Source organism: Micromonospora sp. 050-3 (genome assembly GCF_046549335.1).
Classification (GTDB): domain Bacteria; phylum Actinomycetota; class Actinomycetes; order Mycobacteriales; family Micromonosporaceae; genus Micromonospora; species Micromonospora trifolii.
Window position 1 is genome coordinate 12,321 of record NZ_JAJPVX010000003.1, and the last position, 17,158, is coordinate 29,478.

The window sequence follows — 17,158 nt, forward strand, 5'->3', positions numbered from 1 at the left end:
CGACCGGCGATCATCAACATGATCGACTGGGCGGGATAACTTGGGCACCATGCTCTACCTGGACCGGCCGGCCTGGCCGTGGCGCGGTCGGCTCTGGTCGCACCTGATCAGTGACGTCTCGTACGCCGAGTTGCACGCCTTCGCCGAGGCGCTCGGCGCGCCCGGGCGCGGCTTCGACCGGGACCACTACGACATCCCGGCCGACCGGTTCGCGGCGGCGGTGTGGCTCGGTGCCCAGGTGGTGCCGAGCCGGGAGCTGGTCCGGTTGCTCCGCGCCGCCGGCCTGCGTCGGCCGAAGCACCTGGTCAGCCCGCGTTCTCCGGCTCCCCGGTGAGTGCGGCCAGCTCGCGGCGCACATTGTCCCGGGCGGGCGCTTCCCAGCGGCTCGCCAGCGGTGGCGAACGGAACAGCGCGGGCAGCGCCAGCAGGCCGGTCAACACGGCGGCCCGGCCAGCCCGGAAGGCCGGCTCCGGCACATGGGCGTACTCCTGGCGGATCGCCGCCGCGTAACGCTCGTAGCGGGCCGGCGGCGCGGCCAGCACCGCCAGGTCCGCATCGCACAGCAACACCCCGTCCCGGTCGCCCGGCGTCACTGTGTGCCCGGCGGTGAGCAGCACCAGCCGCCGCACCTCGGCCACCGTGGGCGTCGGCACCCCGAGCCCGGTGAGCACGCTCTCGGCCAGCGCGGCGCTGTTCCGTTCGTTGACGTCGCCAGCGGCCCGGGGGTCGTAGACCGCGTCGTGGAACCAGGCCGCCAGCCGGACCACGTCGGCCCGAGCGGCCAGGTCGGCGTGCTGGTCCACCACATCGAGCACCGCCGTCAGATGGGCCAGCGTGTGATAGTGCCGGTGTGGCTCCCGCCAGCGGGCGATCACCTGCTCACCGGCCCGGGTCGTGTCCGGGCCGGGCCTCGCGCCGGCACCCCGGGCCGCCACCCGCCACCGGTCCAACAGATCAACCACCGCCCGAGTCTGCCGCATCCGCCCGCGACGCGCGGGAAGGGAGGGTTCAGCGGGCCCACCACGGGTAGTCGCGCCCATGGCCGTGGCCCGGGACAAGCGACAGCCGATGGTGCGACGTACTGCGCTGCGCGACGGGTTGGTGGACATCGACGGCGCGCGGATCGCCGAGGCCACCGAACAGCTGCGCCACCGTGGCCGGGCCACCCTGCACGACCGACTGCACCGGGTACGGATGGCCGGCGGGCTCGCCGTGCAGGCCGGGCTGGCCGCCGGGCTCGCGTACCTGATCTCGCACAAGGTGCTCGGCAACCCGCAACCGGTCTTCGCGCCGATCTCCGCGGTCGGCACCCTGGCCGCGTCGGTCGGCCAGCGGTTCCGCCGGACCATCGAGCTGATCGTCGGGGTGGGGGTCGGGGTGGCCGTCGGCGACCTCCTGATCTACCTGCTCGGCACCGGGGCATGGCAGCTCGGCCTCGTGGTCACGGTGGCCATCCTGCTCACCATCTTCGCCGGTGCGAGTGTTGCCATCGTCATCCAGGCGGCGGCCACGGCGGTGCTGATCGTGACGCTGAGCCCGTCGACCCAGAACCTGGAGATCCCCCGCTTCGTCGACGCGTTCCTCGGCGGTGGGATCGCGCTGCTGGTCACGGCGGTGCTGCTGCCGCTGAACCCACTCCGAGTGATCAACCGGGCGGCCCGACCCGCCCTGGACCTGCTCGCCGCCCAACTCGACGCCACCGCCGACGGCCTGCGCAACCGGGACCGCGGCACCATCCAGGGCGCACTGGAGAGGCTGCGCGACAACAAGGAGGAGTTGGCCACGTTGGGCGAGGCGATCGAGGGAGCCAAGGAGACCGCCACCCTCTCCCCGGCCCGCTGGCACCGCCGCGACGAACTGACCCACTACGCGGAGGCGGCCGACCCGATCGACAGGGCGATGCGCAACAGCGGCACTCTGATCCGCCGGTCCGTCACGCTGGTCGAGGACGAGGAACCGGTGCCCGATCCGATGCCGGACGCGATCGGCCACCTCGCCGAGTCGGTCCGGCTGCTCAAGCACGAGTTCGCCGCCGGTGAGGAGCCGGAGAAAGCCCGGGAGCGGTCGCTGCGGGCGGTCAGCGAGGCCGGCCGGGCGTACGGCGCCGGGGTAGGTTTCTCCGGCAGCGTGGTGGTCGCCCAGATCCGCACCACCGCTAGCGATCTGCTGGTCGCCTCCGGCATCGAGCAGGAGGAGGCGAACCGGTGGATCCGCACCGCCTTCGGGGAGCAGGAGCGGCCGGTCGGTGAGCCCGCCGAGCCCGGCGAGACACCGAAGCCACCCACCGCCCCGCCGGTCGGCTGAACGCCGGCCTCAGCCCAGCTCGGCCAGCGCCGCGAGCAGCCGGTCCACCTGAGCGGCGGTGCTGCCGAGCCCGATGCTGGCACGCAGCGCGGTGGGCGGCAGGTCCCGTCGGCCGGTACGCCCCGCCGCCTCGCTGAGCAGACGCCGGGCCAGCGGGTGGGCACAGAACAACCCGTCCCGTACGCCGATGTGGTGCTCGGCAGCCAGCCGCGTGGCCACCTCGGTGGAGTCCCAGCCGGCGACCACGAACGAGACGATGCCGACCCGGGGCGCGTCCGGGCCGAAGGTGCGCAGCTCGATGACGTGCGGCAGGGCGGCGAGGCCGGTCCGCAGCCGGGTCAGCAGGGCCTGCTCGTGGGCGGCCAGCGCACACTGGTCCGCGTCGTCGAGCGCCTTGCACACCGCCGCCAGCGCAACCGCGCCGAGCAGGTTCGGGGTGCCGCCCTCGTGTCGGGCCGGGCCGGTCGCCCAGGTCACGTCGTGGGTGGCCGGCCCGACGTGGCTGGTGGCCCCGCCACCGGCCAGGTACGGCGACGCGGCGTCCAGCCAGTCGGCCCGGCCGATCAGCACGCCCGCGCCGAACGGCGCGTACAGCTTGTGGCCGGACACGGCCAGGTAGTCGACGTCGAGCGTGAGCAGGTCGACCGGGGCGTGCGGGGCGAGCTGCGCCGCGTCGAGCACGATCCGGGCACCGTGCCGGTGGGCCACCCGCGCCAGTTCGGCGACCGGCCACCGCTCACCCGTCACGTTGCTCGCACCGGTCACCGCGACCAGCACCGGCAGCGCCGGGCTGCTGCCCCGGCGCAGCTCGGTGAGGGCGGCGGCGAGATCGCGTACCGCCGCGTCGGGGTCGCTGGGCACCGGCAGTCGCACCGACCCGCGCGGCCAGGGCAGCAGGTTGGCATGGTGTTCGCCGGCGAAGGTGACCACAGTCGTGCCGGCCGGGACGGCCCGCGCCAGCAGGTTGAGCGCGTCAGTGGTGTTGCGGGTGAAGATCACATGATCATCGGCGCGAGCGCCGAAGAAGTCGCCGATCGTCTGCCGGGCCTGCTCGTACGCGAGGGTGCAGCGCCGCGACAGCGCTCCGGCTCCGCGATGCACGCTGGCGTACCAGGGCAGCAACTCGGCGACTGCGTCGGCCGCGGCCCGCGCGCACGGCGCACTGGCCGCGTAGTCCAGGTTGATCTCGCCGGGCACGCCGAGGACGTCGAGCGGCGCGGACGGCGCCGACGGCACGGTGGGCAGGCTGGGCAGGCTGGGGACGAGAGTGACGGACACGCCGGAACCTCCGGGGTCAGGGACCCCGGATGCGACATCGGGACGGGGTCCGCGCTTGCCCAGCACACCGATCGGGCTGGGCCCGGTCATCACCCGGGGCACCCCACCGCGAACTCGACGAGGGTTGCCGGCCAGCAAGCCGGGGCTTGACGCTGGCACTCGTGACCTGCCGGCAGCATAGCGGCTACCGATGCGGCCGAACCAGCCGGCGGCGGATGGCTACGCTGACCGCATGGCCGACACCCCGCCCGGTTCACCGCTGCCGCCGTCGCCCGCCGCCCCGCCTGCGCCCGCCGTCCCGCCCATGGGTGAGACGCCCCGGATGCCGCTGCGCCGACTGGGCTGGCGGCGGTTCCTGGCGCTGGCCGGTGTGGTGCTGTTGATCGCGGCGTGCGCGGTCTTCATGGTCTTCACGCTCGGCCAGTCGCTCGGTGTGCAGGCCCTGCTGATCGGGGTGGTGGCCGCCATCCTGCCGGTGCCGGTGCTGGTCGCCTGCTTCCTCTGGCTGGACCGGTACGAACCGGAGCCGCTGAAGTATCTGATCTTCTGCTTCGCCTGGGGGGCGTTCGTCTCCACCGCGGCCTCGCTCACTGTGAACGACTTCGCGGCCAACCGCTTCGCCGACTGGGGCCTGCCGTCCGCCCTCACCGGGGTGCTGGTGGCGCCGTTCATCGAAGAGCTGACCAAGGCGCTGGGCCCGATCCTGCTGCTGGTGTTCCGCCGCCGCGAATGGTCCGGGATCACCGACGGCCTGGTCTACTGCGGGCTCAGCGCGGTCGGCTTCGCGATGGTGGAGAACATCCTCTACCTGGGCGGGTTGGGGTACGCGTCCGGCGCTGACCGGTACGGCCCGGCCACCGGCATCCAGCAGGTCATCGCGATCTTCATCCTGCGGATCCTGCTGTTCGGGTTCGCTCATCCCCTCTTCACCTCGATGACCGGTGTGGGGCTGGGTATCGCCTCCCGGACCGCCGACCGGCGCATCCGGGTGCTCGCCCCGATCGCCGGCCTGCTGCTGGCGATGATGCTGCACGGCACGTGGAACCTGCTGCCCACGCTGACCCAGGCCACCGGCGAGGCCATGATCATGCTGTACGGCTTCCTGGGCCTCATGGTGCCGGTCTTCTTCGGCACCGTGGGGCTGGCGCTGTGGTTGCGCGCCTGGGAGGGGCGGCTCACCGAGCGGGTCCTGCCCGACTACGTCCGCGCCGGCTGGCTCAGCCCGCCCGAGGTGGCCGCCCTGAGCAGTCTCGGCCGACGGCACGCCGCCCGCAGTTGGGCACGGCGGGTGGCCGGTGACGCCGGGGTGCGGGCGATGCGGGGTTACCAGTCCTCCGCCACCCGGCTGGCCCTGCTGCGCGACGGGGCGCTGCGCGGCCTGGACCGCAAACCCGCCGACCAGGAGCGGACCGCCCGCGAGGAACGGGAGCTGCTGGACGCGATCACCGAGTACCGGTCGTTCTTCGTGGGTCGGGACCCGCAGGCCCCGGCGGGGGTCTGGGACGGCACCCGCTACCACCTGCGTTTCCCGGACGGCACACAGCGCGCTGTGGACGCGCCGGACGAGCCGGTGGTGCCGATCCCGGTGGTGCTGGCTCCCGCCCCGGCTCCGGTGGGGTACGCCCCGCCCGGCTGGCCCGGCCTGCGCCCGGCGTCGCCCTGGCCACCGACGCACCAGTGACAGCTGCGGGCTGGTCGGCAATGCGGCTCAGGCCAGCAGCGAGGTGAGAAAGTCACCGAGGCCCTGGAACATCGCGATCAGCGCGGCCCCGATCCCTCGGAACATCTGCGCGGCGCCGTCCGGCCGAAAGGCCATGAAGTAGATCAGGAACGCGACACTGCCCCAGGTCAACAGCTTCTTCACGAATACCGGCATCGTCCCTCCCCAGGGCCACGGTCGCCGGATGGCTTCCCGTCGTGCGGCTGGGCAAACGGTGCGCGACGGGACCTGGTGGCCGGGGGAGGTGCGTCAGAGGTAGAGGCCGGTCGAGTCGTTCTCGATGCGCTCGGCGGCCACGGCGTGCACGTCCCGCTCCCGCAGCAGCACGTAACCGCGGCCGTGCAGCTCGACCTCGGAGCGCTCGTCCGGGTCGAAGAGCACCCGGTCGCCGGAGACGATGGCGCGGACGTTCGGCCCCACCCCGACCGCTGTGGCCCAGGCGAGGCGCTTACCGACCGCGGCGGTCGCCGGAATGACGATGCCGGCGGTGGAGCGGCGCTCGCCCTCGCTGCCCTCCATCCGCACCAGCACGCGGTCGTGCAGCAGGCGGATCGGCAGGCCGGCGTCGAGATCGTTGTCGGCGGTCACGCCGCAGACGCTACCGTGTGGCCGATGGTGGCCCGCCGGTGGTTAACCCGGAGGTGGTCGGGGCATTGTGTGACTGAACTGCCCTACGGTGTCGGGAACGGACGTATGCTGTCCGACCTGTCGCCCTGGGCGGGCCGGGTTTCTCTGCCAGGAGGTGCGCTTGAGCCGCTTCGAGCGGGTACGCGGGCGGCTTCGCCGCGCCTACCAGTCACGACAGGAGTCGGCGCGCGCCGACGAGGGCACCTCGAGTGACGCGTTGAGCGACGTGTCGGAGGGGGCCCGGGTGGCGTCGCCGGCGGTGCCGGGGCCGACCGCGCCGCCCAGCGCCACGGTCTACGGTGCGGAACCTCCGGTGGACCTGCACAGCTCCACCTCCAGTCGGGACGACGCCGACGTTCCGCACGGTCTCCGGATCGCCGCCGCGTGGTGCTGGCGACTGATCGTGATCGGCGTGGTGGCCTGGGCGCTGCTGCGGATCGTCGGCACGATCAAGATCGTGATCATTCCGCTGGCCATCGCGCTGCTGCTCTCCGCGCTGCTCGCGCCGGCGGTGGGCTGGCTGCTGCGGGTCCGGTTCCCCCGGTCGCTGGCAACGGCGGTGGTGCTGGTCGGCGGCCTGGCCGCGGTGATCGGCACGCTGACGCTGGTGGTCAACGAGTTCATTCGCGGTGTGCCCGAGCTGAGCGAGAAGTCGTCGGAGGGTGTCCGGCAGATCCAGAACTGGCTGAAGACGGGCCCGCTGCATCTCTCCGACACCCAACTCGACCGCTACATCGACGAGGCGCAGGCCTGGATCAACGACAACACCTCGAAGTTCACCAGCGGCGCGCTGAGCACCGCCGCCACGCTGGCCGAGGTGCTGACCGGCACGCTGCTGGTGCTCTTCGCGACGTTCTTCTTCCTGCGCGACGGCAGCCGGATCTGGCGCTTCCTGGTCCGGTTGCTGCCGGTCGCCGCCCGGTGGAAGGTCGACGACGCGGGCCGCGCCTCCTGGCACACGCTCGGCGCCTACGTCCGTGCGACAGTGCTGGTCGCCTTCATCGACGCTGTCGGCATCGGCATCTTCCTGGTCATCTTCGACGTGCCGTTCGCCTTCCCGCTGGCCGCGTTGGTCTTCCTCGGCGCGTTCATTCCGATCGTCGGAGCGGCGCTCTCCGGCGGCGTGGCGGTGCTGGTGGCCCTCGTCGACAGTGGCCCGGTCACCGCGTTGATCATCCTGGGAGCGGTGATCGGTGTGCAGCAGGTGGAGGGCCACATCCTCCAACCGCTGATCATGGGACGGGCGGTCGCTCTCCACCCGCTCGCGGTGATCATCGGTATCGCCGCCGGTGTCGTACTCGCCGGCATCACCGGCGCGCTGGTCTCCGTGCCGCTCATCGCGGTGCTGAACACCGCGGTCCGCCGGCTTGCCGCCCGAAGGGTCCCGGACACCCCGCCCGACGCCGTGGTCGTCGCCGCCCAGGCCCCCTAGCGCGTCAGGACTTGGCCAGGCGTTCCAGGGCGCCCCGGGCCACCTCGGGGCGGGTCGTGTACCAGAACGGGGGCAGTGAGCGGCGCAGGAACGGCCCGTAGCCTCGGGCCGTCTCCAGCCGGGAGTCGAGCACCGCGACCACGCCCCGGTCGCCGGTCGCCCGGATCAGCCGGCCCACGCCCTGAGCCAGCCTTACCGCCGCGATGGGCACGCTGACCGCCGCGAAGCCGGAGCCGCCGCCCGCGTCCACCGCCGCTGCGCGGGCCGCCGCCAACGGTTCGTCCGGGCGGGGGAAGGGCAGCCGGTCGATGACGACGAGCTGGCAGGCGTCACCCGGCACATCCACCCCCTGCCAGAGCGACATCACCCCGAACAGGCAGCTGGCGCGCTCCTCGCGGAAGCGACGGACCAGCAGCGGCAGCGCCTCCTCGCCCTGGAGCAACACCGGCAGGTCGGTCCGCGCGCGCACCAGCTCCGCCGCCTGCTGCGCGGCCCGCCGGGAGGAGAAGAGCCCGAGAGTACGACCACCGAGCGCCTCGACCAGCCCGAGCAGCTCCTCTCCGGCAGCCTCGGGCAGCCCGGAGACGCTGGGACGGGGAAGGTGCGCGGCGACATACAGGATGCCCTGCCGGGCGTAGTCGAACGGCGAACCGACGTCGAGTGACCGCCACCCGGGGCCCTCGGTGGCCGGTACGACGGCGTTAGCTGTGACGTCGCCAGCGAGGCGACGGCCCGGTGCCTCGGCGGCCGGCCGGCCCGGCCCGGTGCGAGCGGCCAGCGCTGCTGCGGCGGGGGTCGGCGGGGCGGGCGGTGGCGCGTCGAGCCCGAGGGCGCGGGCGACAGTGTCGAACCGGCCGCCCAGCGCCAGGGTCGCCGAGGTGGCCACGACCGTGCGTTCGTCGTAGAGGTGGGTGGCGAGGGTGCCGGCCACCGACAGCGGCGCGACCACCAGCGCCCGGCGGTTGCCGCTGTCGTTCTTCTCCACCCAGGCCACGTCGTGGTCGCCCTCCTCCAGCAGCCGCTGCGCGGTGGTGGAGAGCTCGTCCAGGGCGGCCTTCGCCTGCTGTTTGCGGACCGGGTCGGGGTCGTCGGACTTGACGTCGCCGATCGCGTCCAGGGCGGAGCGGGTCGCCGCGTCGAGCAGCGTGCACGCCTCCCGCAGTGGCGTCGGCAGCCCCGACGTGATCCGCCCGGCCGGCGCCTCGGCGAGCCCGACCGCCAGGGCGTCACCGGCGGCGGTGAGTGCCTCGGCGGTCTCCGGGCGCAGCAGCGTACGGGCCCGCCGAGTGGTCCGGTCGATCAGCTCCGGCACCAGCTCCGCCTGGGCGGCGGAGGAGACCCGGTCGGCCAGCTCGTGCGCCTCGTCGACGATGAGCAGCTTGTGCGGCGGCACGATGTGCCGGTCCGCGAGCATGTCGACAGCGAGCAGGCTGTGGTTGGTCACCACGATGTCGGCCTCCCGGGCGCGGGCCCGCGACGCCTCGGCGAAGCACTCCTGCCCGAACGGGCAACGGGTCGCGCCGACGCACTCGCGGGCCGGCATCGACACCAGCCGCCAGGCCTGGTCGTCGACGCCTGGGTCCAGTTCGTCCCGGTCGCCGGTGGCGGTCTTCTCGGCCCAGTCGCGCAGCCGCTCGACCTGCTTGCCTAACCGGCCCGCCTCACCGAGCCACTTCGTCCCGCCGCCGGGGCGCGCCGCGGGGGCGTCGAAGAGGGTGTCCTCCGGCTCCTCCTCGGTGGAGTTGTCCAGTCGGGCGAGGCAGAGGTAGTGGTGGCGGCCCTTGAGCACGGCGAAGGTGGGCCTTCGGCCGAGCACCGGCTCGACCGCGTCCGCGAGCCGGGGCAGGTCGTGGTCGACCAGCTGGGACTGCAACGCCAGGGTGGCAGTGGAGACCACCACCGGGCCGTCCACAGTGAGCGCCGGCGCGAGGTAGGCGAGCGACTTGCCGGTGCCGGTGCCCGCCTGCACGAGCAGATGCTCGCCGCCGGCCACGCACTCCTCGATCGCGGTGGTCATCTGTAGTTGGCCGGGGCGCTCCGCGCCGCCGGGCACCGCGCCGACCGCCGCCGCCAGCAGCTCGGTGCCACTGGGCCGGGCGCCCCGCCGCCGGCCCTTGGCCCGAGCCGACGGGGTGGCGGAACCGGTGGCGGTGCGGGGCGGAGTCACCGTGCGACGGTACCCGGCGCCGCCGACACCGACAGCGCCCATCCGCCGCGTGGCGCGATGCCGACCGGGGTGGTCGTTGCGGCCGACCCCGTCCGGTTACGGCCGCGCTACGACGCGTTGGGCTGTATCGGTTAGGGTGCGAATCATGCCGAGCGACATGGTCCGCGTGATCTACCGCAAGTACGACGGCAGCGCCCACCGTGACTACCCGGCCCGCCGGCTCGCCGAGGACGATCTCGGCGTCTGGCTCGGCGTGCCCGAGGGCACCGAGTCGATCTATCACGGCCGGCCCTCGGTGGAGAAGATCCCGTTCGTGTTGCTGGTGCCACATCGCGCCTGGTGGACGGCCATGTTCAACCCCCCGCCCCGCACCAGCGAGGTCTACTGCGACATCGCGACCCCGGCCCGCTGGGAGTCCGACGACACCGTCCACCTGATCGACCTCGATCTGGACGTCGTCCGGCGTCGGGCCACCGGCCTGGTGGAGCTGCTCGACGAGGACGAGTTCGCCGAGCACCGGGCCCGGTTCGGCTACCCGGACGACGTGGTGGCCGAGGCCGAGGCCGCGGCACAGCGGTTGTTGGGGGCCCTGGGCGACGGCACCGAGCCGTTCGCCACCGCGTACCGCAAGTGGTTGGCCCTGGTGGTCTGAGGCCGCACGCCCGGGTCGGGCCGGCTCACCAGCGCGGCGGCCAGCCGTCGTCGGCGTCCAGCGGCGGCAGGTCGGTCAGCTTCTCCGGGTTGAGCTGGTTGTAGATGGCGGTGATCCGGCCCTGGTCGACGGCGAACGCGGTGACCAGGCGGATCGGTCGCCCGTCGCTGTGCGACGTCTCCAGTTGCAGGCCGAGATTGCCGTCGACGAGCACGGGCCGAGCCAGCACCCGGTCGGCGTACCGGCCGGCCCGGCCGAACAGGCCGAGCGCGAGGCGGGCCACGGCGTCCGCGCCGAGCACCGGCCGACGGGCTGCCGGGAAGTGCCCGCCCGAGTCGCCGACGAAGACCACGTCCGGTGCGAGCACCTGGAGGAGTTGGTCCAGCTCGCCGGACTCGGTGGCGGCGACGAACGCCTTGAGCACCCGACGTTGCTCGACCGGGTCGGCGGTGTGCCGGGGGACGTCCGGCGCGGTGACCGCCCGTCGGGCCCGGGAGGCGAGCTGCCGGGCCGCCACCTCGGTGGTGCCGAGCACCCCCGCGACCCGGGCGAACGGCAGCGCGAACACGTCGTGCAGCACGAGGGCGACCCGTTGCTCCGGCGCGAGCCGCTCCAGCACCACCAGCAGCGCCGTGCCGACCTCGTCGGTGCGGACAGCCCGCTCCGCCGGGTCGGGCGCGTAGCCGTCCGCCGGCGGCCGGCCGCCCAACGGGCTCACCACCGGCTCCGGCAGCCACTGCCCGGGGTACGCCTCCCGGCGGACCCGGGCCGAGCGGAGCACGTCCAGGCAGATCCGAGCGCAGGTAGTGGTCAGCCACGCGGACAGGTCACGGATCTCGGCGCGGGCCGCCGGGTCGGCCAGTGCCCCGGCGTAGCGCAGCCAGGTCTCCTGCACCGCGTCCTCCGCCTCGCTGCGGCTGCCCAGCATCCGGTGGCCCACCGCGAGCAGTCGGCCCCGCTCCGCCTCGAACTCCGTCGCCAGTTCCCGCACGACCCACCACCCCTTCCGGTCGGCGTCCCGGCCTACATCCTCCCGCCGAGCGGGCGCGCTGGCAGCCCCGAAACGGCCCGGCGGACCGGTGCCTGCCGTCGGCGCGGGTCGGTCGGTGCCGATCAGCGGGCCCCGTGGCTCTCGGCGGGCGGAACGGCGGTGGGTGGGCGATGATCCGTGCATGAGCGCACCCCAGCAAGGGCAGATCGTGGCACCGGACGGCGGTTCCGTGCGGGAACTGCTGCGGGTCACCGCGCCGGTTGATCTCGGCACGATCGACCCGCGGTCCATGCCCGGCCTGCCGGAGCCCGCGGGCCGCGGTGAGCACCGCAAGACCTGGGCGCGGGAGCAGGTGGAACTGGTCGGCGAGGAGTTGGGCCGGCAGCAGGAGATGCTCTTCGCGATGGCCAAGACCGGGTCGGAGCGGCCGGCGCACCGGGTGCTGCTGGTGCTCCAGGCCATGGACTGCGGCGGCAAGGACGGCACGATCAAGCGGGTGGCCGGCGCGATGAACCCGCTGGGCCTGCACATCCGCTCGTTCGGGCCGCCGACCCGCCAGGAGCTGCGGCACGACTTCCTCTGGCGGATCCGCCGGGAGCTGCCGCCGCCGGGGTACGTGGGGATGTTCAACCGCTCGCACTACGAGGACGTGTTGATCGCCCGGGTCGGCTCGCTGGTGCCGGAGACGACCTGGCGAGCCCGCTATGACGCGATCAACTCGTTCGAGCGGGAGTTGACCGAGGGCGCCGTCACCCTGATCAAGGTGATGCTGCACATCTCGTACGCCGAGCAGGGCAAGCGCCTCATGGACCGGCTCACCGACCCGCGCAAGCACTGGAAGTACAACCCCTCCGACATCGATTCGCGGGGGCACTGGGACGACTATCAGGCCGCGTACGCCGAGGCCCTGAGCAGGTGTGGCACGGACGCCGCGCCCTGGTTCGTGGTGCCGGCGGACCGCAAGTGGTACCGGGACTGGGCGGTGGCCCATCTGCTGCGTGAGACGTTCGACACGCTCGACCTCGGGTATCCGGCTGCCGATTTCGATGTTGCACGGGAGCGGAAACGGCTCCTGGCTGGGGGAGCGGGTGCGGGTGGGACGGCCGAGATGAACGGAAGGTGAACGACCGGTGAATGACGCCTGGCCAGGGGTGGGCCGGCGAATTCCCGGTTCGGCCGTTTCCTAGCATTCACCGAGCGGGGACCCGTTGGGCGCCGCCACCCTTCCACCGACGCGACGAGGTCTGTGCTGTGAAGTTTTCCTTCCGCCCCACCGAGGGCGCCTTCTACGAGCTCTTCACCAGGGCCGCGCAGAACCTGGTCCGGGGCACCGCGCTGCTCAACGAGCTGGCCCTGCCCGGCGTGGACGTGCAGTCCGTCAGCGAGCGGCTGACCGAGGTCGAGCACGACAGCGACCAGATCACCCACGACCTGTACAAGAAGATCAACTCGACCTTCATCACCCCGTTCGACCGGGAGGACATCTACCGGCTCGGCTCGCTGCTGGACGACGTGATGGACCACCTGGAAGCGGTCGGCGACCTGCTCTACCTGTACGGGCTGACCGAGCTTCCGGCCCTGCCCCGCGAGCTGCACGAGATGGTCAACGTGCTCGACCAGCAGGCCAAGCTGACCGCCGACGCGATGCCCCGGCTGAAGTCGATGAAGGACCTCGAGGACTACTGGATCGAGTGCAACCGGCTGGAGAACGAGGGCGACCGGATCAACCGGCAGCTGCTCGTCCGGCTCTTCTCCGGTGAGTACGACGCGTTGACGGTGCTGAAGATGAAGGAGGTCGCCGACGAGCTGGAGGCCGCCTGCGACGCCTTCGAGCACGTGGCCAACACCGTCGAGACCATCGCGGTCAAGGAGTCCTGATCCTGTGACTGTGACACCCGAACTCATCGCCGTGCTGGCGGTGATCGGGGTAGCCCTGGCGTTCGACTACACCAACGGCTTCCACGACGCCGCCAACGCGATCGCGACAAGCGTCTCCACCCGGGCGCTGACACCCCGGATCGCCCTCGGCCTCGCCGCGGTCGGCAACTTCGTCGGCGCCCACTTCGGCGCCGGTGTGGCCAAGACCGTCGGCGACAACCTGGTCACCCTCCCCACCGGGGTGAGCAGCCTGGGGGTGGTCTTCGCCGGGGTGCTCGGGGCGATCGCCTGGAACCTGATCACCTGGTACTTCGGGCTGCCCTCGTCGTCCTCGCACGCGCTCTTCGGCGGCCTGGTCGGCGCGACCCTGCTCTCCACCGGCGGCATCGTGCAGTGGGTCAACATCGGCGAGAAGGTGCTGCTGCCGATGGTGCTGTCGCCGATCGTCGGCCTCACCCTCGGTTACCTGCTGATGCTGGCCATCCTGTGGCTGTTCCGCAAGGGGCAGCCGGGCAAGCTCAACCGGGGCTTCCGCTGGGCGCAGACCGCCTCGGCCGCCGCCATGTCCGTCGGCCACGGCATGCAGGACGCCGCCAAGACCATGGGCATCGTGGTCCTGGCGCTCTACACCGGTGGTTTCCAGGAGAGCAAGACGCACATCCCAGGCTGGGTGTTCTGGACCTCGGCGACGATGCTGGCCCTCGGCACGTACGCCGGCGGCTGGCGGATCATCCGGACCCTCGGTCGCAAGATCATCGACCTGGGGCCGCCGGAGGGCTTCGCCGCCGAGACCGTCGCCAGCGCGGTGCTCTACTTCAACGCCCTGGTGTTGAAGGCCCCGATCTCCACCACCCACACGATCACCTCGGCGATCATGGGTGTGGGCGCGACCAAGCGACTCTCCGCGGTCCGCTGGAACGTGGCCGGCAACATCGTGCTCGCCTGGATCATCACGTTCCCGGCCGCCGCGCTGATCGCGTGCGTCACGTACCTGCTGGTCCGGCCGCTCTTCGGCTGAGTTTTCGGAAGGGCCCCCGGTCACGGTCTCGCCGTGGCCGGGGGCCCTTCCGCCGTTCAGACGTAGTGCACGCCGATCTGCTCGCGGACCGTGTCGAGCAGGGTCATCACCTCGAGGGTCGTGGCATGCGGCACCGCCGGGCTCTCGGTCAGGCCGGCGGCCAAGCAGCGTTGCACCTCGATCGCCTCGTACTGGTAGCCGTTGCCGGCCCCGTCGGCGACGATGGTCTCCGGCTCCGCGCCGGCCCGGTGCAGGGTCACCGACCCCGGCCGGAAGAACGGCTCCGGCAGGTCGATCCGCCCAATGGTGCCGGTGATCGAGGCGGTCTGCCCGCTCAACCCGACCATGCCGCAGCTCAGGGTTGCCAGCGCTCCCGTGTCGTAGCCGAACAGCATGCCGGTGTTCTCGTCCGTCCCCTCCGGGCCGAGCTGCGCCCAGGATCGGATGTGCCGCGGCACCCCGAGCAGCAGGTGGGCCAGGCTGATCGGGTAGATCCCCAGGTCGAGCAGGGCGCCCCCGCCCAGCGCCGCGTTGCGCATCCGGTGCTCCGGCGGGAACGGCCCGGCCACCCCGAAGTCGGCCCGGACGCCGGTCACCGTGCCGATGGCCCCGTCCGCGATCAGCTCGACCACCCGCAGGATCATCGGATTCAGCCGCATCCACATGGCTTCCATCAGGAAGACCCCGGCGACGCGGGCAGTGTCGATCAACTCGGTGCTGGTGGCCAGGTCGAGGGTGAACGGCTTCTCCAACAGCACCGCCCGCCCGGCGGTGAGGCAGGTCATCGCCGCCTCGTAGTGCGCGGAATGCGGGGTCGCCACGTAGATCGCGTCCACCTCCGGGTCGGCGGCCAACTCCACCCAGGAGCCGTAGGCGCGCTTCGCGCCGTACGTGTCGGCGAAGCGCCGGGCGCTCTCCGCGGCGCGGGAACCGACAGCTACCAACTCGGCGTCCGGCACCAGGCGGAGGTCTTCGGCGAAACGGCTGGCGATGTGGCCGGTGGCCAGGATGCCCCAACGAGTCATGCCGGAACGCTAGCCGAGCCAGGTGAACCATCCGCTGACCGGCCGCCGACCAGTTCATCCGGCGGGACCCCGGCGCGCTCTCGGCCGTCCCGCCGCCCCCGCCGCCCCGCCGCCCTCGGTGCCCTGCCGCCCTCGGTGCCCTGCCGCCCCCGATGCCCTGCCGCCCCCCGATGCCCTGCCGCTCCCCGTCCCGCCGCGGTGCCGACCCCTCTTACCCACGTCCTTTGCTCTGCTTCAGCGGACGCAACAGTGACGGGGCATTTTTGTTGCCTGGGTTGAAGCAGAGCAAAGGATGCGTGTGGGGGTCGAGCCGGCCGGCCAGCGCCGGGCGAGCGGGGAACTAGGCTCGCGGCATGACGATCGACAGTGACGGCTTCGCCGCCCCGGCCGCCCTGGTCGAGCACGCCCGCCGGTTCCAGGCCGAGGGTGGCACCCCGGCGACGCCGCGGGTCGCGGCCACCGTGCTGCTGCTGCGTCCGACCGACACCGACTTCGAGGTGTACGTCATCCGCCGGGTCGCCGCGATGACCTTCGGCGGGATGTACGCCTTCCCCGGAGGCGGGGTGGACCGCTCCGACTCGGAGGCGCACCTGGACTGGGCCGGCCCGACGCCGGGCGAGTGGGCGGACCGGCTCGGGGTGGTTCCGGAGGCCGCGCAGGCGGTGGTCTGCGCCGCCGCGCGAGAGGTCTTCGAGGAGGCCGGCGTACTGCTCGCCGGCCCGAACCGGGAGACCGTTGTGGGCGACGTCAGCAGCGACGACTGGGAGGCGGCCCGGCAGGACCTGGAGGGGCGCCGGCTGGGCTTCGCTGCGCTACTCGCCGACCGTCAGCTCACACTGCGGTCGGACCTGCTGCTGCCGTGGAGCCGGTGGATCACGCCCGAGTTCGAGCCGCGCCGCTTCGACACGTACTTCTTCATCGCCCTGTTGCCGGAGGGCCAGCGGACCCGCGACGTCTCCGGCGAGGCCGACCACACCCTGTGGATCCGGCCGGCGGACGCGCTGGCTCGCGCGCAGGCCGGCGAGCTGACCATGCTGCCACCGACAGTGGTCACGCTGGCCCAGGTGGCGGCGGCCGGCGACCTGGCCGGGGTGGCGCGAGCGGCGGCCGAACGGGACGCGGCCACCCCGGTCGCCCCGCGCCTGGACCTGCCGCCGAACGGCGAACCCCGCTTCGTCCTGGGCTGACCCCGCCCCCGCCCGCCCCCGCCCCGCTCCGCGATCTTGCTGGAGATGGCACCGGCGCCCACGCCGGGAGGGCGGGGCGCCGGTGACCGGACCTGGTCGGCTCAGCCGAAGCGGCCGGTGATGTAGTCCTCGGTCTTCTTCACGCTCGGGTTACTGAAGATCTTTTGGGTGTTGTCGTACTCGATCAGCCGGCCCGGGTCGCCGGTCTTCTCGATCGAGAAGAAGGCGGTCCGGTCCGACACCCGCGCGGCCTGCTGCATGTTGTGCGTCACGATGATGATCGTGAACTTGTCCTTGAGCTGGAACATCAGGTCCTCGATCGCCAGCGTGGAGATCGGGTCCAGGGCGGAGCACGGCTCGTCCATCAGGACGACCTGCGGCTCGACCGCGATGGTCCGGGCGATGCAGAGCCGCTGCTGCTGACCGCCGGAGAGGCCCGCGCCGGGCTTGCCCAGCCGGTCCTTGACCTCGCCCCACAGGTTCGCGGCGCGCAGGGCCTTCTCGGCCGCGTCCTCCAGGATCGACTTCTTGCGGACCCCGTTGAGCTTCAGTCCGGCCACCACGTTCTCGAAGATGCTCATGGTGGGGAACGGGTTCGGCCGCTGGAAGACCATGCCGATGGTGCGCCGGACCGCTGTGACGTCCACGTCCCGGTCGTAGATGTCCTGATCGTCGATGGTCAGGCTGCCCTCGACCCGTGCCCCCGGCAGCACCTCGTGCATCCGGTTGATCGACCGCAGGAACGTCGACTTGCCGCAGCCGGACGGCCCGATGAGAGCGGTGACCGTCTTCGGCTCGACCGTCAGGTTGATGTTCTCGATTGCCTTGAAGCCGCCGTAGTACGCGGTGACGTTCGAGGCGGAGACGCGCTTGGCCATG

General features: G+C 72.5%; 16 protein-coding genes, 2 pseudogenes and 1 riboswitch. Of the genes and pseudogenes, 9 read left to right on the plus strand and 9 right to left on the minus strand.

The genetic code is table 11. The annotated features are described in order from the left end of the window. Window positions 1-49 precede the first annotated feature (49 nt). Window positions 50-334, plus strand: a complete 285-nt coding sequence (locus ACLJOK_RS28010; RefSeq protein WP_410821625.1) for a DUF4031 domain-containing protein — start codon at window positions 50-52, stop codon at window positions 332-334. Here the strand turns inward: ACLJOK_RS28010 and ACLJOK_RS28015 are convergent. Then, window positions 306-962, minus strand: a complete 657-nt coding sequence (locus tag ACLJOK_RS28015; RefSeq protein ID WP_410821626.1) for a metal-dependent phosphohydrolase — start codon at window positions 960-962, stop codon at window positions 306-308. The genes ACLJOK_RS28010 and ACLJOK_RS28015 overlap by 29 nt on opposite strands. A gap of 106 nt (window positions 963-1,068) precedes the next feature. Here ACLJOK_RS28015 and ACLJOK_RS28020 point away from each other — a divergent pair, with 106 nt between their 5' ends. Continuing rightward, window positions 1,069-2,304 (plus strand): FUSC family protein, encoded by a 1,236-nt coding sequence (locus ACLJOK_RS28020; protein ID WP_410821627.1) that lies wholly within the window; start codon window positions 1,069-1,071, stop codon window positions 2,302-2,304. Window positions 2,305-2,313: 9 nt separating this feature from the next. On the opposite strand, the gene ACLJOK_RS28025 is transcribed toward ACLJOK_RS28020, so the two are convergent. After that, window positions 2,314-3,582, minus strand: coding sequence for an aminotransferase class V-fold PLP-dependent enzyme (locus ACLJOK_RS28025; RefSeq protein ID WP_410821628.1), 1,269 nt, complete (start codon window positions 3,580-3,582; stop codon window positions 2,314-2,316). A 46-nt stretch (window positions 3,583-3,628) separates the two neighbouring features. Next, a riboswitch (SAM riboswitch) is annotated at window positions 3,629-3,749 on the minus strand. 23 nt (window positions 3,750-3,772) lie between these two features. On the opposite strand from ACLJOK_RS28025, the gene ACLJOK_RS28030 reads away from it, so the two are divergent. Next, entirely contained in the window at window positions 3,773-5,263 is a 1,491-nt protein-coding gene (locus tag ACLJOK_RS28030) for a PrsW family intramembrane metalloprotease (protein ID WP_410821629.1), read from the plus strand. Between the two features lie 27 nt (window positions 5,264-5,290). On the opposite strand, the gene ACLJOK_RS28035 is transcribed toward ACLJOK_RS28030, so the two are convergent. Next, a complete protein-coding gene (locus tag ACLJOK_RS28035; RefSeq protein WP_167362445.1) occupies window positions 5,291-5,458 on the minus strand; it encodes a hypothetical protein in 168 nt (55 codons plus the stop codon). A gap of 93 nt (window positions 5,459-5,551) precedes the next feature. Next, entirely contained in the window at window positions 5,552-5,890 is a 339-nt protein-coding gene (locus ACLJOK_RS28040) for a GroES family chaperonin (RefSeq protein ID WP_091402887.1), read from the minus strand. A 160-nt stretch (window positions 5,891-6,050) separates the two neighbouring features. Here ACLJOK_RS28040 and ACLJOK_RS28045 point away from each other — a divergent pair, with 160 nt between their 5' ends. After that, window positions 6,051-7,361, plus strand: coding sequence for an AI-2E family transporter (locus ACLJOK_RS28045; protein WP_410821630.1), 1,311 nt, complete (start codon window positions 6,051-6,053; stop codon window positions 7,359-7,361). Window positions 7,362-7,365: 4 nt separating this feature from the next. Here ACLJOK_RS28045 and ACLJOK_RS28050 read toward each other — a convergent pair. Continuing rightward, window positions 7,366-8,061: pseudogene (locus tag ACLJOK_RS28050) on the minus strand (ATP-dependent DNA helicase); the annotation flags it as partial. Between the two features lie 111 nt (window positions 8,062-8,172). Then, a pseudogene (locus ACLJOK_RS28055) lies at window positions 8,173-9,570 on the minus strand (ATP-dependent DNA helicase); the annotation flags it as partial. Window positions 9,571-9,673: 103 nt separating this feature from the next. On the opposite strand from ACLJOK_RS28055, the gene ACLJOK_RS28060 reads away from it, so the two are divergent. Further along, window positions 9,674-10,180, plus strand: a complete 507-nt coding sequence (locus ACLJOK_RS28060; RefSeq protein ID WP_410821631.1) for a DUF402 domain-containing protein — start codon at window positions 9,674-9,676, stop codon at window positions 10,178-10,180. Window positions 10,181-10,205: 25 nt separating this feature from the next. Here the strand turns inward: ACLJOK_RS28060 and sigJ are convergent, their stop codons facing one another. Beyond that, window positions 10,206-11,171 carry an RNA polymerase sigma factor SigJ gene (gene sigJ, locus ACLJOK_RS28065; protein ID WP_410821632.1) on the minus strand — a complete coding sequence of 322 codons (966 nt, stop codon included), beginning with the start codon at window positions 11,169-11,171 and terminating at the stop codon, window positions 10,206-10,208. 181 nt (window positions 11,172-11,352) lie between these two features. Between sigJ and ACLJOK_RS28070 the strand changes: the two genes are divergently transcribed. The 3 genes from ACLJOK_RS28070 (at window position 11,353) to ACLJOK_RS28080 (ending at window position 14,067) form a co-directional block, all read left to right on the plus strand. Beyond that, complete coding sequence (locus ACLJOK_RS28070; protein WP_410821633.1) at window positions 11,353-12,294, plus strand: PPK2 family polyphosphate kinase; 942 nt, start codon at window positions 11,353-11,355, stop codon at window positions 12,292-12,294. A gap of 128 nt (window positions 12,295-12,422) precedes the next feature. After that, complete coding sequence (locus tag ACLJOK_RS28075) at window positions 12,423-13,049, plus strand: DUF47 domain-containing protein (protein WP_053655020.1); 627 nt, start codon at window positions 12,423-12,425, stop codon at window positions 13,047-13,049. A gap of 10 nt (window positions 13,050-13,059) precedes the next feature. Next, complete coding sequence (locus tag ACLJOK_RS28080) at window positions 13,060-14,067, plus strand: anion permease (RefSeq protein ID WP_410822200.1); 1,008 nt, start codon at window positions 13,060-13,062, stop codon at window positions 14,065-14,067. Window positions 14,068-14,123: 56 nt separating this feature from the next. On the opposite strand, the gene ACLJOK_RS28085 is transcribed toward ACLJOK_RS28080, so the two are convergent. Next, window positions 14,124-15,092, minus strand: coding sequence for a Gfo/Idh/MocA family protein (locus ACLJOK_RS28085; protein WP_410821634.1), 969 nt, complete (start codon window positions 15,090-15,092; stop codon window positions 14,124-14,126). A gap of 353 nt (window positions 15,093-15,445) precedes the next feature. On the opposite strand from ACLJOK_RS28085, the gene ACLJOK_RS28090 reads away from it, so the two are divergent. Continuing rightward, window positions 15,446-16,279 carry an NUDIX hydrolase gene (locus ACLJOK_RS28090; protein ID WP_410821635.1) on the plus strand — a complete coding sequence of 278 codons (834 nt, stop codon included), beginning with the start codon at window positions 15,446-15,448 and terminating at the stop codon, window positions 16,277-16,279. A 101-nt stretch (window positions 16,280-16,380) separates the two neighbouring features. Here ACLJOK_RS28090 and pstB read toward each other — a convergent pair whose 3' ends face one another. After that, window positions 16,381-17,157, minus strand: coding sequence for a phosphate ABC transporter ATP-binding protein PstB (gene pstB, locus ACLJOK_RS28095; protein ID WP_112584183.1), 777 nt, complete (start codon window positions 17,155-17,157; stop codon window positions 16,381-16,383). Window position 17,158 lies beyond the last annotated feature (1 nt).